The 24101-nt window shown below is 60.0% G+C and carries 19 protein-coding genes and 1 pseudogene; 8 read left to right on the forward strand and 12 right to left on the reverse strand.

The window, feature by feature from the left end; all coding sequences use genetic code 11:
* Positions 1 to 99: 99 nt before the first annotated feature.
* From GC165_05640 to GC165_05650, 3 genes are all read right to left on the reverse strand, one after another.
* Positions 100 to 618: a hypothetical protein gene (locus tag GC165_05640; protein MBI1332343.1), complete on the reverse strand. Its 519-nt coding sequence runs from the start codon at positions 616 to 618 to the stop codon at positions 100 to 102.
* 195 nt (positions 619 to 813) lie between these two features.
* Positions 814 to 1581, reverse strand: a complete 768-nt coding sequence (locus tag GC165_05645; GenBank protein MBI1332344.1) for a DUF922 domain-containing protein — start codon at positions 1579 to 1581, stop codon at positions 814 to 816.
* Positions 1582 to 1718: 137 nt separating this feature from the next.
* Complete coding sequence (locus GC165_05650) at positions 1719 to 4259, reverse strand: hypothetical protein (protein ID MBI1332345.1); 2541 nt, start codon at positions 4257 to 4259, stop codon at positions 1719 to 1721.
* 347 nt (positions 4260 to 4606) lie between these two features.
* Here GC165_05650 and GC165_05655 point away from each other — a divergent pair, with 347 nt between their 5' ends.
* Entirely contained in the window at positions 4607 to 7225 is a 2619-nt protein-coding gene (locus GC165_05655) for a Bacterial alpha-L-rhamnosidase (GenBank protein MBI1332346.1), read from the forward strand.
* A gap of 10 nt (positions 7226 to 7235) precedes the next feature.
* Positions 7236 to 8150, forward strand: a complete 915-nt coding sequence (locus GC165_05660) for a hypothetical protein (protein MBI1332347.1) — start codon at positions 7236 to 7238, stop codon at positions 8148 to 8150.
* 136 nt (positions 8151 to 8286) lie between these two features.
* On the opposite strand, the gene ruvA is transcribed toward GC165_05660, so the two are convergent.
* From ruvA to GC165_05690, 6 genes are all read right to left on the reverse strand, one after another.
* On the reverse strand, positions 8287 to 9009 hold the full coding sequence (gene ruvA, locus GC165_05665) for a Holliday junction branch migration protein RuvA (protein ID MBI1332348.1): 723 nt from the start codon (positions 9007 to 9009) through the stop codon (positions 8287 to 8289).
* Entirely contained in the window at positions 8874 to 9920 is a 1047-nt protein-coding gene (locus tag GC165_05670) for a M20/M25/M40 family metallo-hydrolase (protein MBI1332349.1), read from the reverse strand. Before GC165_05670 ends, ruvA begins: the two co-directional genes overlap by 136 nt.
* A 341-nt stretch (positions 9921 to 10261) precedes the next feature.
* Positions 10262 to 11038 carry an ABC transporter permease subunit gene (locus tag GC165_05675; protein MBI1332350.1) on the reverse strand — a complete coding sequence of 259 codons (777 nt, stop codon included), beginning with the start codon at positions 11036 to 11038 and terminating at the stop codon, positions 10262 to 10264.
* Positions 11035 to 11952, reverse strand: a complete 918-nt coding sequence (locus GC165_05680; protein ID MBI1332351.1) for an ATP-binding cassette domain-containing protein — start codon at positions 11950 to 11952, stop codon at positions 11035 to 11037. Before GC165_05680 ends, GC165_05675 begins: the two co-directional genes overlap by 4 nt.
* On the reverse strand, positions 11953 to 12963 hold the full coding sequence (locus GC165_05685) for an ABC transporter permease subunit (protein MBI1332352.1): 1011 nt from the start codon (positions 12961 to 12963) through the stop codon (positions 11953 to 11955). It lies immediately after the preceding gene.
* A complete protein-coding gene (locus tag GC165_05690; GenBank protein MBI1332353.1) occupies positions 12960 to 13889 on the reverse strand; it encodes an ATP-binding cassette domain-containing protein in 930 nt (309 codons plus the stop codon). Before GC165_05690 ends, GC165_05685 begins: the two co-directional genes overlap by 4 nt.
* Before the next feature lie 282 nt (positions 13890 to 14171).
* Between GC165_05690 and GC165_05695 the strand changes: the two genes are divergently transcribed.
* A complete protein-coding gene (locus GC165_05695; protein MBI1332354.1) occupies positions 14172 to 15440 on the forward strand; it encodes a hypothetical protein in 1269 nt (422 codons plus the stop codon).
* 6 nt (positions 15441 to 15446) lie between these two features.
* Here the strand turns inward: GC165_05695 and GC165_05700 are convergent, their stop codons facing one another.
* Entirely contained in the window at positions 15447 to 16772 is a 1326-nt protein-coding gene (locus GC165_05700) for a hypothetical protein (protein MBI1332355.1), read from the reverse strand.
* 198 nt (positions 16773 to 16970) lie between these two features.
* Here GC165_05700 and GC165_05705 point away from each other — a divergent pair, with 198 nt between their 5' ends.
* Positions 16971 to 17423 (forward strand): hypothetical protein, encoded by a 453-nt coding sequence (locus GC165_05705; GenBank protein MBI1332356.1) that lies wholly within the window; start codon positions 16971 to 16973, stop codon positions 17421 to 17423.
* Positions 17424 to 17515: 92 nt separating this feature from the next.
* Entirely contained in the window at positions 17516 to 18301 is a 786-nt protein-coding gene (locus GC165_05710) for a TIGR00282 family metallophosphoesterase (protein MBI1332357.1), read from the forward strand.
* Between the two features lie 376 nt (positions 18302 to 18677).
* Here GC165_05710 and GC165_05715 read toward each other — a convergent pair.
* Positions 18678 to 18767, reverse strand: a pseudogene (locus GC165_05715) (energy transducer TonB).
* Positions 18768 to 18906: 139 nt separating this feature from the next.
* Between GC165_05715 and GC165_05720 the strand changes: the two are divergent.
* The 3 genes from GC165_05720 to GC165_05730 all read left to right on the forward strand — a co-directional run bounded on the left by GC165_05720 (position 18907) and on the right by GC165_05730 (position 21200).
* Positions 18907 to 19437: a PKD domain-containing protein gene (locus GC165_05720; GenBank protein ID MBI1332358.1), complete on the forward strand. Its 531-nt coding sequence runs from the start codon at positions 18907 to 18909 to the stop codon at positions 19435 to 19437.
* Between the two features lie 161 nt (positions 19438 to 19598).
* The gene (locus GC165_05725) at positions 19599 to 20198 is read left to right on the forward strand and encodes a hypothetical protein (GenBank protein MBI1332359.1); all 600 of its coding nucleotides are present in this window, start codon (positions 19599 to 19601) and stop codon (positions 20196 to 20198) included.
* Between the two features lie 228 nt (positions 20199 to 20426).
* Positions 20427 to 21200 (forward strand): hypothetical protein, encoded by a 774-nt coding sequence (locus GC165_05730; GenBank protein MBI1332360.1) that lies wholly within the window; start codon positions 20427 to 20429, stop codon positions 21198 to 21200.
* A 227-nt stretch (positions 21201 to 21427) separates the two neighbouring features.
* On the opposite strand, the gene GC165_05735 is transcribed toward GC165_05730, so the two are convergent.
* On the reverse strand, positions 21428 to 24070 hold the full coding sequence (locus GC165_05735; protein MBI1332361.1) for a valine--tRNA ligase: 2643 nt from the start codon (positions 24068 to 24070) through the stop codon (positions 21428 to 21430).
* Positions 24071 to 24101: the final 31 nt, after the last annotated feature.

The raw sequence follows: 24101 nt of genomic DNA on the forward strand, positions 1-24101 counted from the left end.
TTCACTGGGAACCTGCCAAAAGCACTGGGAGGTGGGGCTAAAAAGTGAAAAAACCTCGCGGGGTACCGCGAGGTTCATGTCGATTTTGGGGCGCTCGGGTTAGTTTCCGAACGAGTACATCGCCTGGAGGCGGAGACCGCTGAAGTCGAGGCCCTGGAGCTTCGGCATGAGCAGGTACTGGGCAGAGACGGTGACGTGCTTGCTGAGGACGACGCCCGCTTCGGCGGCGGTGAACTGTCGGAAGACCTGATCCTTGAGGTTGGTGGCGCCAATGTTCATGTTGTAGTCGTAGTAGCCGATGCCGGAGCCGATTCGGGCATAGGTCATGGCCTCGGTGCCTTCCCCGCTCTGGACTTCGAAGCCGTAGGTGACGCCGACAGTAAAGAACCGGTTGTTGGTGGCCGAGAGCGAGAGTCCGGCGATGTCGAAGCCGCCGCCCGCTCGGTGAGCTCGGTTCGCGCTGCCGATCCCAAATCCCCAGGCAAACGACGACGAACCAAAGATGTTTTTGATCGTGGCGTCTTTGGGCAAATAGGTTCCCGCGCTGATGCTAATCTGAGCCATGGCTGCGCCGCTGAGGCTGGCGAGGGCTAGTCCAAGAGTAATCCCGCGATTCATTTCTTTTCCATTGTAGCTATAGAAGCCACGTATTTATTCTAGGTTACGAAAGTTCTTTCCTTAGGTTTGGGGGTTTTGAGGCGGATTTTTGGGCTGGCTGCTTGTTGGTTTTGGTGAGTTGAGAATTTTGCGGATTGTGGACTGGGACCTGGGCGCATTTTGAGGCGGGCATTTTGCCCGCCTCAAAACATGCTACTACTGCACAACCGAAGCTTCGCCACCGGCGTCGGAGGATTGCCAGGTCGCCGCGATGCCCGCGTTGGCCAGCTTCTTCGCCATATCCGCGGTCACCACGGCTTGAGCCTTCGTGTCTTTGCCGGAATTGGTTTGCGAATCGTATTCGGCCTGTTCGCGATGGTCCTGGTCCGAGACTTGGCGATACAGTTCGCGGAGTTTGGATTCCAGGTCGCGTAGGGCGTCGTCCTTAGTCACACCAGCGCCTTCCGGCTTGTTTTGGGCGATGAGGCCAGCGAGGGTGCGGGCGGCGAGTTCGTTAATGTCCTGATGCCCTTGCTCGTGCTGGAGGTACACCGACGGATTCGTGAATCCGCTTCGTCGCCATGAAGTCTTGGTGTCGAAGCCGGACGCCACGTGCGCCTCGGTGAGGATCGCTGTCGTATGGTTGCGGTCGATCGTCACAAAACGGCACCGATAATCGAGGTTGATGAACCCGTCAGTGAACACGCCGTCGTTGGAGGCAACCTGGTCGTCAACCCGGAAGTCGTTTCCGGTCAGCCGGTGGTAAGGCAACTTACCGAAAACCATCCGCGCCTTCCAAGCTGGAGAATCGTAGTTATCGGCCACGTACTTGCGGCCTTGGCGGTAGAAGTCGGCGCTTTGAGTGCCGAGCGCCTTTTGGGTGTCGAATCGATGGAGTCGCAGACCGGCGCCATAGACGGTCACGAGCAGGGCGGCGGTGAGCAGGGTCGCCGTGGCGTATCGGAAAGTCGCGGGAAATCTCATCGGTAGTCTGTTATACAGGCGCGCCGATGAAGGACGTATGAAGAACGATTTGTACCGGAGGCAGGTTCAAAAACCTCGTAAAAAAAGAGCGGGCCCGGGGAAGTCGGGGCCCGCTTAACCACGCTTTGGATGGCGTTTTAATTGCCTATTCTCTTCTGTGTTTCGGGGGTCAATTCTTTCTTCTGGCGTTCCATGTCGGCTTGGGCGTCGGCTGGGGTGCGTACGATGCGGGGTGTGAGGAACACGAGAAGCTCTGTCTTGGAGTCCGACCGACTGGTGGACTTGAACAGGTTGCCGAGGAGCGGTAGATCGCCCAGGATCGGCACCTTGTTGGTGGTCGAGGTCACGGTCTTGCCCATGATGCCGCCCAGCACCACCGTGTCGCCGTCCTTCACCGAGACGGTGGTATTGGCCTCGCGCTGATTGACGAGAGGCGCGTTGAAGGACGTGTAGCCGGTTAGCTCGTTGGCGGTCTGCGTCACCTCCATCGTCACCATTCCCGCCGGGCTGATCTGCGGAGTGACGGTGAGCACGATGCCGACATCCTGGAAGGCGTAGTTGAAGACCAGGTTGCCGTTAGTGTCCTCGCGCTGGCTGGTCACGTACGGCACCGACTGGCTAATGTTGATGCTGGCCTGCACGTTGTTGGACGTGAAGATACGCGGGGTGGAGAGGACGTGGAACCGCTGGTCGGTTTGGAACGCGTTGAGGTACGCGCTGAGGTTGCCGCCCGTGAGGGTGTATTTGAAACCTTGGTTGGAGGAGTCCGCGCTTCCCAATCCGTAGTTGGTTCCCACCTTGCCGGTCGAGCCGGTCACGCCGAACGCCTTCGGTTGGGCGAGCGACCATTCGATGCCGAGCTTGGATTCTGAATCGAGGCTGGCCTCGACGATCATGGTTTCGATGACGACCTGCTGGGGAATCTTGTCGAGTTGGTCGAGGATGACCTTCAGGCGTTCGACGGCGTCGGGGTCGCCCACGACGATGAGGCTGTTGGTGTTGGGGTCGGCGACGATGGTCACGCGGCCGGTGAGGTCGGTGGTGTTGACCACCTTGCCCTGGGCGTCGCGGCTGATCGAGCTGTTGCTAGTTGAAGACGTAGATGACGTTCGATTGCTTTGCTGGCCAAAGTTGCCGAACCCGCCGATGCCCTGCTGGACCGTCACATTGGCGGCGAGTTCGCCAGACTCAGCGGTCGGGTCCTTCATCTGCACGTAGAGGCTTTGCGGATCGGTCGTCGAGCCGCCCAACCCGCCACCAGTGTTGTTGGTGCGTTGGGTGTTGGTCGAAGTCGTGGACGACGTTCGGGAAGTCGTGCCCGTGCTCGTGGTGCGGTTGGATCCCGACCGGGAGCCGAAAGCCTGGTTGAGGAGGGTGGCCATGTCCGTCGCCTTAGCGTTGGCGAGCGGGATGACCGCGCTGGCGTCCAGCGAGACCACTTCCTTGTCGATGCCCTCGATCAGTTGCTTAACGATCACCTGGTTCTGCTCGGTGGTGGTCACGATGAGCGAGTTAGAGCGTGTCTCCGCCGCCGCAGTGCCAGAGTTGGCCTGGGTGGATTGGGTTCGGAATGGTCCGAATCCCTGGGTTTGCGTCGAGGTTGATGCGCCGCGCCCAGTCGGGGCGTTTGCCGAGAGCACGCTTTGGATCGGCGTCACCAGGTCCTGCGCTGAAGCATAGGTGAGCGGGTAGAGCTTGGTCACGAGCGGCTGTTTGACGTCAACGTCGATCTTCTTGATGAAATCGGCAACCTGCACTTGGAGCGAGAGCGGGGCGTACACCATGACGGTGTTGCTGTACTCTTCGTAAGAGGCGCGCACAAGGCCCTGGGAGTTCGAAGCGGTGTTGTTACCGCCGCCGGGTCCGCCTTGGCCAAATTGTCGTTGTCGCTGGGCTACTGGTTCGGCTGGCTCGGCAAGTTCGTCGACGAGGGTGAGCAGGACGCTCGGGCCGTTTCCGCCACCCGGTCCTCCCCCTGGCCCCCCGCCGGGTCCACCGCCGCCGGGCCCTCCGCCTGGGCCACCACCGGGTCCGCCACCATTAAAGCCGCCGTTGTTGAACCCGCCGCCATTGAAACCACCGAACGTACTGGAGCCGGACTGCGCGAAGGCGTCGTTGATGGCCTTCGCCACCGAGGCTGCGCTGGCGTACTTCAGGGTGTAGGTTCGAAGTTCCGATTTGACCGTCGAAGAGCTTTGGCTGGCACCGCCGGGAAAGCTCGTGCTTCCGCCCCCGGGGAATGCATTCGCGCCGCCCGGTCCGCCGCCGGGAAATCCGTTCGCACCGCCGCGGCCAGTAGCCGCCTTCGGCTTCGCTTTGATGACAAGGAAGCTGTCCTGCTTTTGGAACTGAAAGCCCTTAAGGTCGAGCGCGGCAGAAAAGACGCCGAACGCATCGCTAAGGGAGACCTCGTTGGGCGTCAGGATGCTCATCGTGCCGGTCAGCGTCGGGTCCTTGATGATGGTGACGCCCGCGGTTTGGGAGAAGAACCGGAGCACGAGGTCAATGTTCGCGTTGTGAAAATCGAGCTTGACCTTTTTCTTCTTGTCGAGCTTGAGGTCAGCCCATGGCTTGGCGGGCGCGGCAGTACCGAAGTCGTCGAATTGGGCCGGCGAAACGCACACCAAACTCAAGGCGGCTAGGGAAAGCAGGGTCGGTAATGTCCGTCGGGTGATCATCGCTTCCTCGTGGTATGGGTGCTTACACGATGGAGGATAGAAGAATGTTCTGAAGACGATATGAAGATGCGTTGATTGGGTGAGGTGGCGCGTTTAACGACGCCTGCGAAGCAGGGAGCTAAACGTGTTAATGCTGGACAGTTAGCACTGGCGAATCCCAGCTTCGCAGACGTCTTTACCGGTGCTACGACTAGTTTATCTTCGTTTTGTTTTCTGCAAACCGCCAACCCTCTTCGTCCCTTGCCCTAGCGAAGCGAGCCCCTTTTGCCCTGAATAATGTCCAACCTCGTGCCGAGTCGATGACGTAACCGCCCATTCGCCGTTGCATCACGGTAAATTACAAGTCGATGAGCGCATTGCTTGCCGCCTTCGTCGCCATGAGCACTCCGTCGAATTCCGCCCTGAACCTGGCCAACCTGCGGTGCGAGTACCTTGCTCATCCGCTCGCGGTCGAGACGACGTCGCCGCGCCTTAGTTGGATAACCGAGACGTCGACGTCGAACTGGCGGCAGTCTGCCTACCAAATCCTTGTCGCCTCGACCGCCGACCTGCTCAAGGGCGACAAAGGCGACCTTTGGGACACCGGCAAGGTGGCCTCGGACGCCAGCACTCAGATCGCCTACGCTGGACACGCGCTGAGTTCTCGCCAGCCGTGCTTCTGGAAGGTGCGGGTGTGGGACAAGGACGGCAACGCCTCGGGCTGGAGCAAGCCCCAGGAATGGGAGATGGGCCTGCTTCACAACGAAGACTGGGGCGCGAGCGAATGGATCGGCATTCCGGGTGAGCCGAAGGTCAATCCGGCCCCTTACTTGCGCAAAGAATTCACCGTTTCGGGCCGCATCAAGCGCGCGCGGCTGACCGTGTGCGGCTTGGCGTACGCCGACATGAGTCTGAACGGAAAGCTCGTGGGCGACACCGAGCGCGACCCAGGCTATACCAATTTCGATAAGCGCGTGCTGTACGTGGTTCACGACGTGACGGCCGCCCTGCACAGCGGTAAAAATTGCCTCGGAGCGGTACTGGGCACCGGCTGGTACGACGTGCATGACCTCGCCACGTGGCGGTTCGAAAAAGCGCCGTGGCGCGACCGTCCGAAGCTTCGGGCGGTGCTGAGGATCGAGTACGCGGACGGCAAAGCCGAGGACGTGGTGACCGACGAGACGTGGCGCGCGACCACCGGCCCGATCCTGTTCGACGGCATATACACCGGCGAGGTGTACGACGCCAGCAAGGAACTGACGGGCTGGGACAAGGCCGGATTTGACGACTCGGCTTGGGGTAAGGCCAGCGAGATGGCGGTACCGAAGGGCGAGCTTCACGCTCTGCCGTGCCCACCGGTCCGCATCACCCAAACCCTCAAGCCCAAGACGATTTCGGAACCCCAGCCGGGCGTGTACGTGCTGGACTACGGCCAAAACCTGACCGGCCACGTGCGAATCCATGGCAGGTTCGACGCGGGCCAAAAGGTGAGCATGCGCTATAGCGAGCGCATCGACGCGAAGGGCATGATCCACCGCGACGAGATCGACGTGTACATGGACAAGGCGACCCCGCCCCAGCCGTTCCAGACCGACGTCTACATCGCCAAAGGCAAAGGAACCGAGCAGTGGGAACAGCGATTCTCGTACTCCGGCTTCCAGTACGTCGAGGTGACGGGCCTGAAATCCAAGCCGACACCGGACATGTTCGAAGCGCGGTTTGCGCATACGGACTTGGCTAGCGCGGGCGAGTTTTCGTGCTCCAACGACCTGCTGAACAAGATTCAGCATGCGACGCGGTACTCGTACCTCAGCAACGCGCAGAGCATCCCGACGGACTGCCCCCAGCGCGAGAAGAACGGGTGGACCGGCGATGCGCACCTGGCATGCGAGGCGGGCCTGATGAACTTCGATTCGGCGTCGTTCTACACCAAATGGCTGGGCGACTACGCCGACGATCAGAAGCCAAGCGGGGCGTTCAGCCTGATTATTCCCAGCGGTGGATGGGGCAACGGCGCAACGCACCCGTCGTGGGACAGCGCGTTCGGCATCATCGCCAACGACATGACGAACTACTTGGGCGACGAGCGAATTCTGCGGCAGGCCTACCCGCACGTGAAGCGGTACCTGGACCACTTGTACGGCATGGCGAAGGACGAGGTGGTGGACTTCGACAGCCTGGGCGACTGGCTTCCTTGGAAGACGGAGACGTCAAGCAAGCTGACGTCGTCGGTGATGCTGTACCTGGACGCAACGATCGTGGCTCGCGGCGCTCGGCTAAGCGGCGAGACTGCCGAGGCTGAGAAATACGAGGCGATGGCGGCGCGGGTAAAAGACGGTATCGACCGTCACTTCTACGACCCGGCGAAGTTTGGCGAGGACACGCAGACGGCGCTGGCCCTGGCGATCTACTTCGACTTGGTCCCGGCCGACCAGAAGCAGGCGGCGTTGGACGCACTGGTGAAGAACGTAGAGTCGCAGGGGCATATCGACACCGGCATCATCGGTGCGAAGTTCATTCTGCGGGCCCTCAGCGAGAACGGGCGGACCGACGTGGCGTACAAGATCGTGAACCATAAGGGCCAACCCGGCTGGGGCTGGTGGATGGAGCAGGGCGCGACCACGCTGTGGGAGGACTGGAAAGGCGAGTTCTCGATGAACCACATCATGTTTGGCGACGTCAGCAACTGGTTTATGCAGTGGCTGGCCGGCATCGGTCTGGACCCGGCGACGCCGGCGTTCAAGCACATCCTGATCCGTCCGACGCCGGTGGGCGATCTGACGTGGGCTAAGGGCGCGCATCTGTCGCCGTACGGCTGGATCCGGTCGTCGTGGACGAAGGATGCGAAGGGATTCCGGTTGTCGATCGAGATTCCGGCGAACACGACGGCAACGGTGACGCTTCCGAGCGGGAAGACGCAGGAAGTGGGCTCGGGCAAGTGGTCGTTTGCGGAGCAATTGGTGGGATCGCTACATGCCTCCTTGTGATTGAAGCGGTATGAGGAAGGTTTTCGTTTTCGACGGACGCAAGAAGCGGCGATGGGCCGTGTTCACCTTCGTCATCGTGGCGCTGATGGTTTTCGGCGGCGTCTTGGGCTTACAGAACGACCTGCAGAGTCACAAATCGCCGATGATGTCGGCCTTCATTGTGCTTTTTTCCCTGATGGTAGGCGCGTTTGGCGTGTATGAGCGGCGGGTACTGCGCAAGCGGTCGATCGTCATCGAAGGAGGGACGCTTGGGCTGTATGGACCTGAGGGTGAGGAGAAGTTCGTGCAATCGCTTGATTCCGTGTACCACCTGCATATGCTCCGCCCTTTTTGGTCGCCGATCCTGCCGACCACCTATCGGGTGTACTTCAACGACCGAAAGCAGGCGGCCTTCGAGTCCACTATCGACGGGGCCAGCGAACTGGTGGCGCTGATCGAGGACGCCTCGGGGAAGAAGTTCGTCGAGGGCTTACCAACGAATCCTCGCCCGCAGGCTGAGCCGTTCGATCTCTCGGTTGCGGAGGAACGGTTCGGCCCGACGTTAGTCGGCTCATGGTCGGAGCCTAGCTTCGGCAGTGAGCCCCTGGAGCAGAAGGTCATCGTGTTTCCCGACGGTTACGCCGTGATGTTCTGGATTCGGATGTTTGGTTCGACCACGAACCAATTGTTTCGGTGGCGGCAGACCGAGCCATTTGTGATCGAGGTGTTGGAGGTGACTCCTGGGCTGGAAGAGGAGCAAGCATGGCAGACCTGCCCGTACAAAGTGGAGGAGTTCAAGATGTTTGAGACCTCGCGGGGCGAGGCGGCGACGCGTGGGTTCTGGGGTTCGCTGATGACGTTCAGCGGGCCGCTGCTTGAGGGGATGACGTACGAGAGATTTGTGGCCGAACACCCGCTAAATTTTGCTCTTGATGAGGATGAGTAATTTCGTTTCCCGCATAGCTTCCGGCTACACGTGACAACCGAGCACTGATGACCCAATCTTCCTCAATTGCTAGGAGAGGACGTTGTTGCGACAGTGGACCGCATCATTTAGTGATGGAGAACTCCGCTCCCCGGCCTCAGCCTTTTTTCAGCAGCGAGAGGGACTGTTTGATTCGTTCGTCCAACGCCAAACCGGCGTCGACTTTGCCGACCACCGCTTCCGCGTCCTGGCGTCGGTAGCCGAGCGTCAGCAGGGCTTCGACAAGGTCGCGATCTGGGCTGGAGACCACCGCCATTGCCGCGCTTCCGCCCAGCACCAGCGTCCCCTTTTCGATCTTGGGGCGAAGCTCGAGAATAATGCGTTCGGCTAGCCGCTGCCCCACACCCGAGGCGCGGGAGAGGGTCTTGGCGTCGCTCCCGACGATCGCGGCAGAGATTGCGTCCGCGCCGACCTGGCCGATCAGGGCCTGAGCTACGCGTGGCCCGCACCCTTTCACGTCCAGCAAAAGGTCGAACACGCGCCGCTCATTGCGATCCAGGAACCCGCACAGCGTCACCCCGTCCTCGCGGAAGATCTGCCGTGTATACAGCGTGACTTCGGTCTTGGGACCCAGGCGACCCAGGACCGAATCCGGCACGATGACTTCGTACCCTACGCCCGCCACTTCGACGAGAGCGAGGTTCCCCTCGACCTCGACGACCACCCCGCGAAGAAGTCCGATCACTATTCGTCGATCAGGTACTCGGCGATGAGTTGGGCGGTGTCGCGCAGGGCGTCGATGTGGGTTCGTTCGTAGCCATGGCTGGTGTCCACGCCGGGGCCGATCAAGGCGACCTCCGCGCCGCCGCCAGACCGCCAATAGGCGCTTCCGTCGCTTCCGTAGTACGGGTAGATGTCGGGCTTCAGTTCGATGCCGCGCCGCTCGGCGAGGTTGCGAATGCGGTCGGTCAAGTTCTTGCTGTAGGGGCCGGAGCTGTCGGCGGTACAGATCGAGCAGTTGAGCTCGGTTCCATTCTGGCCGACGCCCACGCACGCCATGTCGAGCACGACGAGTTCAGCCAGGTCGGGCGGCAGGCCGTCCATTCCACCGTGGCCGACCTCTTCGAAATTAGAGAACAGCACGGTGGTGCGCTGGACCGGCGTTAATTGGCTCTTTTTCAGGGCCTCAAGGGCGGCGATGGCGCAGGCGACGCTCGCCTTATCGTCCAAGAATCGCGAGCGGATGAAGCCAGATGCCGTGATCTCGGTGCGCGGGTCCAGGTACACGTAGTCGCCGACCTCGATACCGAGGAAGCGGGTCTCTTCGGCCTTTGTCGTCAGTTCATCCAGGCGGACCTCCAGGTTCTCCGAGTTGCGGGCGGCCACGGTGGCGTCCTTGTTCACGTGGGCGGCACCGTTCTCGAACACGATCGAGCCGGTGATCTGCCGTCCGTCGCGGGTCGAGATGGTGACGACCTGGCTGTCGACGGTCGGCCACATGATGCCGTTGAGCGCCTTCAACTTGAGTCGGCCGTTCGACTTGATCTCTTTGACTTGGAAGCCGAGGGTGTCCACATGGGCGGTCAGCGCCTTCGGGGCGCTGTCGCGCAGGCCCTCGAGGTGAGCCAACAGTGCACCCTTGGTGGTGCGGGTGGTAGGAATGTCGAGGTTCATCAGCTCGCCTTCGATGAGGCTGATCGCATACTCGGTGTCGCCCGTTGGGCTGGGCGTCTGCAGAAGGTCCACCAGGAACCGCTTGAGGTAGTCGTCAGAAATTTCGAATCGTGCCATGAATTCGCTCTGCTGGAAGGTTTACCACGATGAGGGGTGGCTGGTGTACGGTTTCCCTGCGTCGTTGGGTTATGGGGCGGAAAATCGGGTGTGATTTAGCGGGAGGGACTGCGATAGGAAAGCAAGGATCTGGGTGGCGCGTATATGGGGACACAGACTCAGCGTTGCAGGTTGTGCACTCCCAAATGGATGTCCCGCCTTGCCCCCTCCATCCCTGCACCCTTCCTTCCCCTCGGGAGGAAGGGATTCAATTCTCTAGCAGAAAGCTGAAGGCAGGAAGCAGAAGGCTAAGACTTTACGCCCTTGCCTAGCAAAGCAAGCCCTTTGCCCTGAAAGGAGCCCTACTCCGAATCTTCGCGGGGGATGTATTCGTTCGTCGTAAACCAGTACGCGCTGAGGCCGACCATGACCACCGAAAACACGATCAGGGTGAACGCCGACGACGCGCCGGACAGGGTGTTCTCACCCAGCACACCCGAGATGGCTTCCAGGAATTTCTTGCCACCCTGCGAGTCTGGATGGTTCGCGATCGCCTGCATATGCGCCAAAATCGACAGCTTCTGCAGACCCGCCGACAAGTTCGGCACCGAGCTTTCCCACCCGAACGCGAACAGCACGCAGACGATCAGCGCGCGGTTGAAGACAAGCGTCACGAATAGGAACAGTGAGCCGTACGCCGCCGCACCCAGGAAGATCGCCAGCAGGTCGCGAGGGAACGCCACATGCACCTGGCCAAAGCCTCCGGCGCCGAGGATCGTGGCCACCATGCCGATGAGCGAGATAATGAGCACGGCCGTCACCGTCGCCATCCACCGCCCGACCAGCAGTTGCCATCGGTCGAGGGGGCGCGTCAATAGGTACACGATGGTCTTTTGCTCGACCTCTTGGCTCACCACCATGGTTGTGTAGATCGCCGAGGCCAGCGGCAGAAGCCGAAACACGAGGAGGTTGACGACGTTGACATACCGGTCGGTTGCCGTGATGGGTGTCTCGCTTCCACGCGACAGATAGTGCCAGCTAGCAGCCAGGGCAAACCCGGCGACGGCGAGGATGAGCCACGCCACCAGCTTGCGGAATCGCAACGCGTCGCGGAGCAGAAATTGGAATGGAACGATCATCCTTCCACCAAGTACTGGAACACCGATTCCAGATTGTTGTCGGGGCTGTTGAAGCTCAGGATAGGCATGTTTTGTTCAAGAACAAGGGTGGAAAGTGAGTCATAGAAGACGTTGGGATCGCGGACCTCAAGCTGAATCTCGCCGTTGCGCTCGTCGATCTTCGCACTGACGATGTTTGCCATTTCGGTCAACTTCGAGGCCACCAGCCGGGGCTCGGTTGTCTCGATTCGCACCTTGTGCGGGTACTTGTCGATGAGTTCGCGGATGACCGTGAGGTCGCCGGTCGCCAACAGTCGTCCACGATGGAGCAGCAGGATCGAGCGGGTCATCTGCTCGACCTCGTAGAGGATGTGCGAACTGACGAGGATCGTCTTGCCGTTCCGGGCCAGTGACTCCAGCACGCCCAAAAACTCATGCCGCGCCACCGGGTCCAGTCCGTTCAGTGGCTCGTCCAGTAGGATAATGTCGGGGTCGTGGACCATCGCTTGCGCAAGCTTGATGCGCTGGCGCATGCCCTTGGAATACCCCTTGATCTTTCGGCCCGCGCGCTCGGTCATTCCCACGTGGGCGATCATCTCCTCGGAGCGGCTCTTGGCTTCGGCGGGGCTAAACCCGCTCAATCGCGCCATGTACCGCACGAACTCGAAGCCGCTCATGTACTCGTAGAAGTTGTCGATCTCGGGGCAATAGCCGAGGTGCTTAAACACATCCGGGTTGCCGAATGGCTCGTGGCCAAAGACCTTGACGCCGCCAGTGGTGGGCCGCAGTTGCCCGGTGATGAGCCTCAGCAGAGTGCTTTTGCCCGCGCCGTTCATGCCCAGCAGGGCCGTGATTCCCGGCCCGATCTCGCACGTAATGTCGTTCACGCCGATGATCTGCCCGTACCAGCGCGAGGCGTTCTGAATTTGAATCATCTAGACCACCTCCACGGCCTTGACGCGGCTCCAGGCGATGAGGAATCCGGTGGTGACGAGGAAGAAGAACAGCGGCACGATCCACGCCGCGTGGGGCGCGCCGATGATGAGGTCTTCGGGGTTGAAGCGGCGTTCACCGCCAAAGTCCGGTCCGCGCCTTCGACCGGGCCCGCCGTTCATGCCGGGGAAGATCTGCGATCCATCTGTGCCCACGATCAGCTTGGCCATGCCGATCTGAATGCCGTCGATCGAGCAGTAGAACAACTGGCGAATGGGGCCGAACGGCTTGCTTCCGCCGAACACCGCCGCTGAGTTGAAGCCAGCCATGATGACGGTGAAGATGTACGACAGGAAGTACATTCCGGCATACGTCGCGCCCGCCAAGCGGCCTTGGTTGAACAGCGAACTGACCCCCAGTGACAGCGACGCGTGGAGTGAGCCCGCCACCGCCGACACCAAGATCAGGCGCAGGAACAGCCACGGCGACTGGCTCCAAAACCCGTAGTCTTGGAAGCTCATGTACCCATACAGGTAGAACACCATCATCGGCACCAGCGACACGCCGGTGATGAGCAGGAACACGCCCAGCCACTTGCCGAACACGTAGTCGAACCGCGTACACGGCTTGCTGAGGTACACCAGCAGGGCGTTTGAGCGGTTGTCGTTGGCGATGGAGCTCGCCCCAACCAGCAGAGCCACCACCATCAAAATCATCTGCGAAAACGAGAACGCGTGGACGAACTGATCCTTCCAAACGATCTGTTTGAGGAAGATGCTGGAACCGGCCGCGCCACCGCCGCCGAGGATGTTGTCGACGAACCAGAAGACCGCGAGCAAGATGATGTACCACCACGCGCTGAAGATCGACCAGCCCCAAAAGCCGCGCTTCTTGGTCGCCATCTTCATGGTCATCTTGGCGATGGACCACCAGCGGGCGACGGGCGACTCCAGCGGGCCGTCGTAGTGGCGGTAGCTGAGGTCGGCGATGGGGGAATTGACGGGGGCGCTCATTGTTGGATCGCCTCCAGAAAGGCTTCTTCGAGGCTTCTTTCGGCGAGTTTCACGCCGCGCACTTGAGCGCCGGACGTCTTGGCGATGCCGAGGATGGTGGCCATGGCGTGTTCGCGGGTGCCGGAGACTTGCACTCGGTAGGTGGTGTGCTTCATCGCCGCCGCAAGGGCGCCGTTCGCGCGAAGCTGTTCGAGAAAGAGGTCGCTAGGCTCGCGGAGGTCGACATCCAGCGGTTGGCCTTCGATCGCCTTCAGGTCCTTGATTCGGCCCTGGGAGACCAACTGGCCCTTCAGCACGACTACGACGCGATCGCACACTCGCTCGATATCTGGGAGCAGGTGCGAGCTGATGAGGACGTTGACGCCTTTGCCGTGCGAAATGTCCTTGATGAGGTCGAGCATCTCCTCGCGCCCCTTGGGGTCGAGGCCGTTGGTTGGCTCGTCCAAAAGCAGGAGCTTCGGCCCGTGGATCATCGCTTGGGCTAGCTTGATGCGCTGTTTCATGCCGGTCGAAAATGTTTCGACGTTTCGGTAGCGTGCTTCGCCCAGGCCGGAGTACTCCAGCACTTCGTGGGCACGGCGCAAAGCCTGGTCGGCGGGCATTCCCGCCAGTTCTCCGGCATAGGCGACAAATCCGACGGCGGAGAGGCCGGGAATGTGGCAATCCTGCTCCGGCATCAGGCCAACGCGCTGGCGGATCTTGCGGCCGTCGCTGTGCAGGTCGAGGCCGAGGATGTCGCCCGTCCCGTTTTCGGGGCGGATAAATCCGAGAATCGTCTTTAATAGGGTCGTCTTGCCGGCACCGTTCGGACCCAACAGACCGGTGCACCCCTCTTCGATGTCGCAAGAGAAATCGTTGAGGGCGACAAACGACCCGTAACGCACGGTTAGATTTCTGATGGACACTAGTGGCACGGTCGAAACCATCTTACTCAGGAACGGACAACAAAAGGCGATGGTTCTGGGTTCCGCCTTTAGTCCTGGGTGAGTTAGGGCTGGTACATGTGCGGGGATGGTTGACCTTTAGAGGCGGCACCAGCCTTGGGTGGCCCATGCTAAGGAATAGTTGTGAGTCGGCAGACCGGCCACGTTCCTTCCCGGGCGAGGCGTCTTCCGCTCTTAGCGGAAGACGGTGGGGAGGTAAAAGCGCGAGGAATCGTTCACAGGAGTCTCAACCCACGCCAACCCCAAACGGCCTATAATGGCGACATGAAACAGGGTTGGCGATGGCTCTCGGCCATCCTCGCGATCGCGGCCTGCGTCACTGCGTCCGCGCAAACTTACGAAACGTTCGATGGCAAGGAACAGAACGCCGTTCAGTTGTTCAACCATCTCTACACCAACCTCCGCGAATCCAAGACGCCCGGCAACATCATCCGCTCCTTCGCCTTCTCGTTCCGAAACCGTTCCAAGCGCGAAATAGGCGAAATCGACATTCGCATGGTGATGCGGGAGAGAGGGACCAAGGCCGTGGTCTACGACTGCGGCGTCAAGACCATCAAGTCGTTTGCCAGCTCGCAAATTCCCTACGTCGGAAGCCTCCTGCCCGAAAACCAGAGCGCCCTGCTGGAGTCGTTCGATTGGGAAATGCCCAGCAGTAGCTGGCGCACCGACACCTACGAATCGTTCGAGATCGCGAAGGTCCGGGCTTACAAAAACCCCACCGACTACCACCAAATGGGCCACCTCTACACCCTCATGCGCACCGCCACTCCCGACGAGGTGCTCTCGGTGCTGAAGAAGGACCCTACCCTCTGCAAGCTCAAAAACGACATCAACCTCACCAGTACGCACCTCGCTTTTGCCACCAGCGGCAAAGCCGTCATCGACTTTGTGCTTGCCCACGGCGGATCGCTATCCGACAAGACGACCCGTGGCGGCACGATCCTGGATTACGCCCCGATTTCTACCGATACCGCCGCCCTCGAGATCGCGGTCAAGCAGTTTGGCGGCGATGTCAACCACCAAAACGCCCTCGGCATGGCGCCTATCGAAAAGGCTGTCAACTGCGACAACCGCAAGGCCGTTCGCTGGCTGATCGACCACCACGCCAACCTCGATATCCAGGATAACTCCGGCACCACGCCCGGCATGGCTGCGATCGGCGCCGGCTACCCTCCTTGCCTCAAACTGCTCGTCGATGGCGGAGCGAAGCCAAACTTCATCAACCGAAAGGGCTGGGGCTGGCTCCACCAAGCGGTGCTCAACCCCGGGATGCTGGACTACGTCGATGCCTACAAGGTCCCAATCGATCAGTCCGGTCCACCCACCCAAATGACCCCGCTCCTCTTAGCCGCCTCCATGGGCAAAAACGATGCGGTTCGGTGGCTGGTGGCTCACGGTGCCAACACCAAGGCAAAATCGGCGGATGGCAAGACCGCCAGCGAATTGGCCAGCAAATCCAATACGCTCGGAACAGATCGCTTCTACCTCGAAGCCGTTCAGCAGGGCCTCGCCGACCGCAAGAAGAAAGGTTAGTCTGCCTCAGACCTTCGCGGTCTTTGCCTTGCTCGCTTCCTTGCGACCGCGTTTCACGGCGTCCCAAAAGAACGAATCGGTGCCCAGCGTGTTAGCCCTCTTGGAGTAGTCCGCGCCCGTCTTTCCGCCGACATCCTTGGCATTCGGGTTCGCGCCGTGGGCCACCAGCCACTGCACGACCTCGTTGCGGCCGTTCTGCGCGGCAAAGATCAGCGGCGTCGTAAGGTTCGTCGGCGGGTGCGTCTGGTCCACCGGCACGTGGTACTTGGCCACGTACGGAAGCATTCCGTAGTTCCACACCGCATAGTGCATCCAGCCATACCCACTGACGTTCACGCGCAGCGGGTCGGCCCCCTTGGACACCAACAGGTCGAGAATGTCCCAACGCCCGCCGGTGATCGCCATCGTCGCTGCTGTGTCGCCCCGCTGGTCCTCATGATCTGGCTTGGTTCCGTGGTCGAGGAGCCACTTCGCGGCGTCATAGTTCCGAGCCATGACGGCTTTCTGCAACGGCGTCTGGCCCACGGGGTTGATGTAGTTCGGCCCGCCGTTTTGCACCGCTACGTCCAGCGAGGTCGTATCCGGCGAAAGAGGCGCATAGTCGAGCACGGTTCCACCCGTCTTGGTCCGATCGCGGATCGAGCCGCCATGCTTCAGCACGTACGTAATGACCTCTTCGCCGCTGGTGGCAAAGGCGGCGTGGGTGGCCGTCAGATTGTTCGTGCTGGCGGCGGTGCATAGGGTTGGGTCGCTTTGAAACAACGCCACCGCCTCCTTTGACGTGCTGTTGGCCAGCTTGGTATAGAGGTGGCCAAAGTCGTGCAGGTCCTGCCCATCCTTGAAGACCTTCACCTCCGTGATGGTGAAGCTGTCGTAGGTATCGGCCCGCCACGCCCCGACGGGCAGATCGAACCGGATCGGGATCGAATAGGTCGAGATCAGGTTGGGCAAAATGCTCCCGTGGTAGGGAATGGCGAGGTTGGAAAACATCTTGGCCGTGCCCGGCTTGCAGGCGTACACCAGCTTGCCCGAGGGCCACTCGCGCGTCTCCAGTTTCACCGAGATCTCGGCGATCTCGCGCTTGGAGTTGTTGATGAAGGCGAAGCTGAAGGCTCGAAAGATCATGCCGCGCTGGGCCGCGTTGCCAATGCCCTCGCCACGCTGGTCGAAGATCTCGACGAGCTTCTGGTCCTTGCCCGGAATCGTCTCGAGCTCGCCAGAAGGAGTCTTGGGCTGTGTGGCGGCGGTGGCTGGCGTTGGCGACTCGCGCTTTGGTCCGCACCCAACCGCGATCACGCTTAGACAAACAACCGCCCACCATCGCCGGTCCATAGCCACATTATAAGGTTGAAGCGCCCCGAGGGCAAAAAACGTAACGCCTTCATCTCTCCGCTTGAGGATCGAAGTCCCTTCCTCCCCGGGGAGGAAGGGTGCAGGGATGGAGGGGACAAACGAGGGACATCCATTTGTGAGTGCCCAATCCTGGTTGAGCTTTGGATTGTTGCTGGACCCCGCTATAATGACATCCGGGTGAGGGACTACAAGGAAGCCAATTTTGCGATGAAAGCGGCGGCAAATCGCATGATTTACGCAGCGGCTATCATGATGGTTTTCACTTACTTGATCAATTTTGAGGGCTTGACGAGGAGCTACCGAGCCTGGCCGCTCAACTATTTCAATTTCAATGTTTTTGGTGCGATGACGACGTACTTCGTTACTACCAATAGTCCTCCGGAGAACGATCCCTCCGCCATCCCGAACATTGGGTTCGCCAAGGGGATGTACGAGATGACTCAGCACTTCTTCCTACCCAGTCCCATCTCGAACAAACTCCCATACCGAATTTTTCGCGCCTTCCTCGGGACCTTTTGGGGTCTGATCGTCGGCGCCTATGTCGTGACGCTCCTACCACTCATTGCGATCGAGTGGGCCTACTGCACCATCGTCCGCCGCTATCATCCGATAACCACCGCTGAAAGTTAGCCGAAACGACCGAACGGGCCTAATGAGAGGAAGGGTCCGCAACGAAATCCAGACACCGGAAGTCCCCCGCCCGTAACCCAAGAACTGCCATAATGACCTCCGTGTCCGAATATACGATCCTCTTTCTCGGCGACGTCGTCGGGCGGCCCGGTCGAACCGCCGTCAAAGAGGGTCTACCCGGCCTCATCGCCCAGTACCAGCCGCTTTTCACCATCATCAACGGCGAGAACACCGCCGCCGGAATCGGCATCACCAGCAACATCGCCGAAGAGCTTCTCGGCTACGGCGCCGACGCCATCACTCTGGGCAACCACGCCTTCAACAAGCGCGAGATCGAGGCGTATCTGAACTCCGGCAAGCCGATCGTGCGGCCCCACAACGTCGCTCCGACGGTCCCCGGCAAGGGCCTCATCCAGATTCAAAAGCAGGGTATCCAGCTCGCCGTCATGAACATCTGCGGTCGCGTGATGATGGACCCGATGTACGACGACCCGTTCCGCGCCTTCGACGAGTTGACCGCCAACCTCCAAACCCCGCACCGATTTCTGGACTTCCACTGCGAGGCCACCAGCGAGAAAATCGCGATGGGCTATCACTGCGAGGGCCGCGCCACCGCCGTCGTGGGTACCCATACCCACGTCACCACCGCCGATGAAAAAATCCTCGCCGGAGGCACCGCCTATATCACCGATGTGGGCATGTGTGGGCCCGTCAATAGCGTCCTAGGCATGGATCGAGACATCATTCTTCGCCGCTTCCGCACCGGTTTGCCCGAGAAATTTGAAGTTGCGAACGAACCTGGTGTAATCTCTGGGGTACGGATTTGCGTCGAAAAAGATACAGGACGAGCGAAATCTATTGAACGTTTTCGCGTCTAACGTTACAATTCACGCTTGGAGAATCAAAATTGAGCAGCATCTTATTAGCATCACTGGTCACGCTGATCGCGGCCCCGCAGGACGGAACCACGCTCTATCGGCCCGGAATCTCGATCAAGGATCAAGACATTTCCTTGAGGAGCTGGGGCAGCGGCATCTGTTCCGAGACCGAGGAGGATGCTTATGAGGGCACGACCTCCATTCGCGTCACCACCAAGAATCTCTTCCAAGGCGGCATCCTCACATGGATGAAGCCGGTCGACCTCGCTTCGGCCTACGACGACAAATCCAACCTGCTTCGCATCACCTTTAAGTCGCTCGACGCAACCGTTTCGAGCGGTGGCAGCGGTAAGGCCGGTGGCCTTCCGGGTGCTGCTGGCACGGGCACTGGCGGCGGCGGTAAAGGCGGCGCGGCAGGCGCAGGCGGATTCGGCGGCGCAGCGGGTGCCGGTGGCTTTGGCGGCGGCGGACAGCGCGGTGGCGCTCCCACCGGCGGCGGTGGACGACAGGGTGGACCGGGCGGATTCCCGGGCGCTCCTGGCGGATTCGGCCAAGGCGGACCGGGTGGAACCTCAAGCTCGGCTTCCGATGACACCCTCAAGACCATGCGGCTGATCATCAGCACCACCGACGGCAAGAAGAGCGAGGCCCTCATTCCGGCTTCGACCACGGTCGGCGTGGAGCGAGGATGGAAGCAGGCGGGTATCCCGCTTCAGGCCATCAAAGGCTTCGATAAGACCAACAAGGTCATCAAGGACATCAGCTTCAGCGGCGACGTCTCGACCGCCTTCTATGTAGGCGACCTCCGAGTCATTAGCGATCGAACCCCGATTCGCGCCGAACCGAACTTCCGCACCGCGGTCTGCAGCGTCAACAACACGCTAACATTCTCTGCAACCGGCTACGGCGGAAGCAGCGTCCTCAAGTACACGTGGGACTTCGACGATGCCGACGGCATCCAAGTCGACGCCGAAGGTCAATCGGTCAACTACCGGTTCCGAACCGCCAGCAACGACCTGAAGAACCCGGCCACCATGCGACCGAACGGCGAGTTCACGATCACGCTGACGGTCTCCGACGAATACGGACTGAAGACGCCGTACACGACGACGATCAAGGTCAAAGTCAATCCTTAAGTAAGGCAGAATCCCTGTTCCTGGTACCAAGGAACAGGGAAATTCCCACATTTGCACCCCTTTTTCGTACTGGATAGCGAATTAGGGTGGTTATTCGCGTATTTTATGAATAGACTAACAAAAGCCAATTATTCTGGATTGGCGACCTTTGTGATAGAGATATGATGCGAATAGCTGTGTTTTCGAAAGAAAGGCTCTTCCTCGATGCCCTATCGGGCCTGCTGGATAGACGAGGAAGCCTGCAGGTCGTGGCGCGAGAAACGACGGCCAAGGGCCTGGTTTCCAGCGCTAAACAAGCGAGCGCCCAGCTCCTGATCGTCGATAGCCAAGAGTTGGATGTCGATGAAGTTCAGTTCCTTCTCGGTGCCCGAGCCGTGGGTGACTTTGTGCTGGCGATGATCGGAAGCCAAAGCGATGAGGCGGACGAATCCAACGTCGACGCCCTCATCTCCCGCTCCGCCTCGGCCGAAGACCTGTACGAGTCGGTCTCCGCGCTGTCCTCCCGCGTTCCTGCCCGCACCAACCCGCGCGAAGGCAAGCGAGCGTACCGCAAAGGCAACGCCCTGACCCGCCGCGAATATGAAGTCGCCGAACTGGTCGCCAAGGGAATGTCTAACCGAACGATTTCCGAAGTCTCGTCCCTGCGCGAGCAGAGCGTGAAGAACCTTGTCAGCGTGATCATGCGCAAGCTGAAGTGCGAAAACCGCACCCAGGTCGCGCTGAAGCTGATCAACGCCGAAGTCGAACAACCGACAGACTAACATCCCCTCTCCTAATTCTCCGTAGGAAATTGGGAGAGGGTGTCGCCTGACCTGTGTCAGGTGACGGGTGAGGGCCAATCCACTAACTCGAACAAACGAGGAAGGCCTAGTAGGGACTGTAAAGCCTTACGAAGTTCCCGCCGAGCATCGCGAGGGAAATGGCTTTTGAGCGGTGAGGTAGGAAAAGATGAACGTGACCAAACCCCCTACTCCTTGTAAACTAAACGCGTGAAAGAACGAGTCCTCACGGCAATCGTGCTCCTAGCCATTGTCGTGGGGGCTCTTTTTCTCGATCCCACCGGATGGGCGACCCGCATCCTCGTCGTCCTCATCGCGGGCGTGGTCGGTTCCGAGCTCGGCAAACTGATCCGCGTCCCACTCCTCTGGATTCCTCTCCTGCTCGCCGTCGGACTCTCGATCTTTCTTGCCGGACCTACTTTGTCGATTCTGGTAGTTGCCTTTCTCGTATCGATGCCGCTTCTTTGGTACGGCATGGCAAAAGACAGTCGATTCATCGCCGGAGCCGCCGGCTTCTGCTGGGTGTATTGCTCGCTCGTGCCCTTCTTCCTGCTGGCATCGGCCAAAAACCCCGCCTTCTGGCCGCTCCTGATGACCGCTGCGATCCCGATCTGGTGCGGTGACACCGCCGCCATCTTTGTTGGTAAGGCGATCGGCAAGCACAAAATGGCCCCCGATATCTCACCCAAAAAGACCTGGGAGGGCGCGGCCGGAAACTTCCTCGCTTGCGTGCTCGCTGGCCTTGTGCTCGGCGTTATTTTCCACTACCCGCTCGCCTGGATGGCGCTCCTGGGCCTCAACTGCGGCGTCCTCGGTCAAGCCGGCGACCTCTTCGAAAGCTGGCTGAAGCGCAAGGCCGATGTGAAAGATAGCGGCACGATCCTGCCCGGTCACGGAGGAGTCCTCGATCGAATCGATAGCCTGATGGCCACCGCCCCCATCTCCCTCCTCATCCTCCAATCCCTCCTCCCAGTCACGAAGTAGTTGGATACGGGTGGAGTTGTAAAGTCCCTCTCCAGATTGTCCGTAGGAAATCTGGGGAGGGTGTCGTTCCGATTCCTAGGAACGACGGGAGGGGAAAATCCGCAGATTTAGCCGTACAAAGGAGTTATGCTGGTTTGTGTGCAAAGCGGAGATTTACCAGTGACCAACACCAAGTAGGAACCAACGAAATCCCCTCCCGGAAGGAGGGGTAGATGATTCGTGAGGCCCTACGCCTCCAACAATGCCTGACGAGCCTTCAGCTTTTCCATCCGCTGATTTAGCTCCTCCAGTAGCGCCCGATCCCGCTCGATGATCTCCGGCTTCGCCCGTTCCACAAACTGCGGATTATCCAGCCGCGACTGCAGGCCCGCCGCATCCTTCGCCGACTTCTCTAGGTCGCGCTTGATGCTCTCCAGAACCTTGTCCAGGTCGATCAAACCTTCGACCGCGATATGGAAATCTAGTCCGCCCGACGTCGCCGAGACAAATCGCCCCGACGGACGACCCGGCTGAAGGCTCTGAACCCACGCCTGAGACGACACGATGCCCTCGTTGCCCTTCAGGTCGCCTTCGTAGAACACCGTCTCGATCTGCTGAAGCGGCTTCAAGTCGATCTCGGCCCGCAATGCCCGCAGGGCTCTCGTCGCGGCAAACACAGCTTCGATCTCCTGCTCTGCCTCGGCGTGCGCCAGATCGTCGCCTAGCGCCGGCCAATCCGCCGCCATGATGAACGGCGACTTACCCTCCAGCGGCAGACGGGAATACAGTTCCTCGGTGATGAACGGCATGACCGGGTGAAGCATCTTCAGAAACGCATCGAACGCCGTCAAAAGCACCCACTGCGGGGTCCGCTTCTGCGCATCATCCTGCAGGCGCGACTTCGAAATCTCGATGTACCAGTCGCAAACCTCGCTCCAAAAGAAGCGGTAAAGCGCCTGACACGCCGACTGCAGATCGAACCGATCGTACGCCGCTCGGACCTCTTTTTCCGTCGCCACCAACCGGCTCAAAAGCCACTTGTCGACCGTTTGCAGATTCTCGGGCTTGCTTGGAACGCTGTCCACGTTCATCAACACGAAGCGCGTCGCATTCCAGATCTTATTGCAGAAGTTCCGCGCATCCTGCGTCTTCTTGTCGCTATATCGAAGCTCCTGGTTCTCACCCGTCTGGCTCAGAAGCGTCCAGCGCAGAGCGTCGGCGCCAAGCGTTTCAATCACGCCCATCGGGTCGATGCCCGTGCCCAGCGACTTGCTCATGCGTCGACCATCCTCGCGCATGACCGTCGCATAGATCATCACGTCGCCAAATGGCTTCTCGCCCACCAGGTCGTAGCCCATCATCAGCATTCGCGCAACCCACAGATTGATGATGTTTCGGTCGGTGATCAGCACGTCGGTGGGATAGAATGTCTTCATATCCTCCGTCGCCTCCGGCCAACCAAGCGTCACAAACGGCCACATGCCCGAGCTAAACCACGTGTCCAGCACATCGTCGTCCTGCCGCACGATCGGCTTATCGCCCGCCATTTTCTGCGCCTCTTCCCAGGAAACGGCCACAAAAACGTCGCCGTCCTCCGCGTAGAACGCGGGAACGCGGTGCCCCCACCAGAGCTGACGCGAGATATTCCAGTCCCGAATGCTCTCCATCCACGCCAAAAAGATGTCCTTGTAGCGCGCTGGAGTGAACTTCACCTCATCCTTCTGCACGGCCTCGATGACCGGCTTGGCCAACTCGCCTTGCCGCGCAAACCACTGCTCACTCAACAACGGCTCGATCACTTCGCCGCTTCGATCGCTGATGATGATCGGAATTTCGTGGTCCTTGATCTCCACCAAAACGCCTGCTTCTTCCAGATCAGCCACGATCTGCTTACGAGCCTCGTATCGATCCATGCCCTCGTACTTTTCGATCGCTGACACGAATTCAGGTTCAAATTCACGGTTCCACGCCGCCGAAATGCGAGCATCGAGATTCAGCGCGACCGGCATCGCCAAGTTGTGTCGAGCCCCCACCTCGTAGTCATTAGGGTCATGCGCAGGCGTGATCTTCACCGCGCCGGTACCAAACTCAGGGTCGGGGTACAGGTCGGCGATCAACGGAATCTCGCGACCAACCAACGGCAAACGAAGCTTCTTGCCGATCTTGCCCTCATATCGCTTGTCCGAAGGGTGCACCGCCACCGCGATATCGGCCAACATCGTCTCCGGCCGCGTCGTCGCAATCACGATCGAACCCGAGCCGTCTACGAAGTCGTAACGAATATGATACAGATGCCCTTTGCGCACCTCGCGCAAGGTCTCAATGTCCGAAACACTGGTCTTCAGCTTCGGGTCCCAGTTCACCACCCGCTTCCCGCGGTAGATGAATCCCTTGTTGTACCAATCGACGAACACGTGCAGAACCGTCTGCGCGTAATGCTCGTCCAGCGTAAAGCGTAGCCGCGACCAGTCAAATGCGCAACCCAGCGCCTTGAACTGGTTCAAAATCGTGCTTCCCGACTCCTCGCGCCACTGCCAAACCCGCTCGACAAACTTCTCTCGACCAAGCTGAGCGCCACTCGAACCTTCTTTGCGAAGCTGTTTCTCAACTACGGATTGCGTCGCAATACCCGCGTGATCTTGTCCGGGTAGGATCAAAACCCGCTTACCAAGCAGTCGCTGATATCGACCGAGCACATCCTGCAACGGGTAGCACAGCGCGTGCCCCATGTGGAGCGAGCCGGTGATATTGGGTGGGGGAATGGTGATGCAGTACGGCTTTTTCGTCGTGTCGGGGCTGGGGGCGAAGAGATTCGCTTTGTCCCAGGCGGCATACCATTTCGATTCAACATTCGTCGCCTCATACCGAGGCGGAAATTCCATCTGTTCCATGTGTGTTTTTGCACACCTCCCTGTCTTGGGG

The organism is Armatimonadota bacterium (assembly GCA_016125185.1).
Taxonomy (GTDB): Bacteria; Armatimonadota; Fimbriimonadia; order Fimbriimonadales; family Fimbriimonadaceae; genus Fimbriimonas.

Bases quoted from the DNA above. Each gene is read 5' to 3' on its own strand.
- GC165_05695 (MBI1332354.1), top strand. From the start codon at position 14,172: ATGAAACAGGGTTGGCGATGGCTCTCGGCCATCCTCGCGATCGCGGCC.
- GC165_05700 (MBI1332355.1), bottom strand. From the start codon at position 16,772: ATGGACCGGCGATGGTGGGCGGTTGTTTGTCTAAGCGTGATCGCGGTT.
- GC165_05735 (MBI1332361.1), bottom strand. From the start codon at position 24,070: ATGGAACAGATGGAATTTCCGCCTCGGTATGAGGCGACGAATGTTGAA.
- GC165_05680 (MBI1332351.1), bottom strand. From the start codon at position 11,952: ATGATTCAAATTCAGAACGCCTCGCGCTGGTACGGGCAGATCATCGGC.
- GC165_05685 (MBI1332352.1), bottom strand. From the start codon at position 12,963: ATGAGCGCCCCCGTCAATTCCCCCATCGCCGACCTCAGCTACCGCCAC.
- GC165_05655 (MBI1332346.1), top strand. From the start codon at position 4,607: ATGAGCGCATTGCTTGCCGCCTTCGTCGCCATGAGCACTCCGTCGAAT.
- GC165_05720 (MBI1332358.1), top strand. From the start codon at position 18,907: ATGCGGCTGATCATCAGCACCACCGACGGCAAGAAGAGCGAGGCCCTC.
- GC165_05645 (MBI1332344.1), bottom strand. From the start codon at position 1,581: ATGAGATTTCCCGCGACTTTCCGATACGCCACGGCGACCCTGCTCACC.
- GC165_05640 (MBI1332343.1), bottom strand. From the start codon at position 618: ATGAATCGCGGGATTACTCTTGGACTAGCCCTCGCCAGCCTCAGCGGC.
- GC165_05710 (MBI1332357.1), top strand. From the start codon at position 17,516: ATGACCTCCGTGTCCGAATATACGATCCTCTTTCTCGGCGACGTCGTC.
- GC165_05650 (MBI1332345.1), bottom strand. From the start codon at position 4,259: ATGATCACCCGACGGACATTACCGACCCTGCTTTCCCTAGCCGCCTTG.
- GC165_05670 (MBI1332349.1), bottom strand. From the start codon at position 9,920: ATGGCACGATTCGAAATTTCTGACGACTACCTCAAGCGGTTCCTGGTG.
- GC165_05725 (MBI1332359.1), top strand. From the start codon at position 19,599: ATGATGCGAATAGCTGTGTTTTCGAAAGAAAGGCTCTTCCTCGATGCC.
- GC165_05690 (MBI1332353.1), bottom strand. From the start codon at position 13,889: ATGGTTTCGACCGTGCCACTAGTGTCCATCAGAAATCTAACCGTGCGT.
- GC165_05660 (MBI1332347.1), top strand. From the start codon at position 7,236: ATGAGGAAGGTTTTCGTTTTCGACGGACGCAAGAAGCGGCGATGGGCC.
- GC165_05675 (MBI1332350.1), bottom strand. From the start codon at position 11,038: ATGATCGTTCCATTCCAATTTCTGCTCCGCGACGCGTTGCGATTCCGC.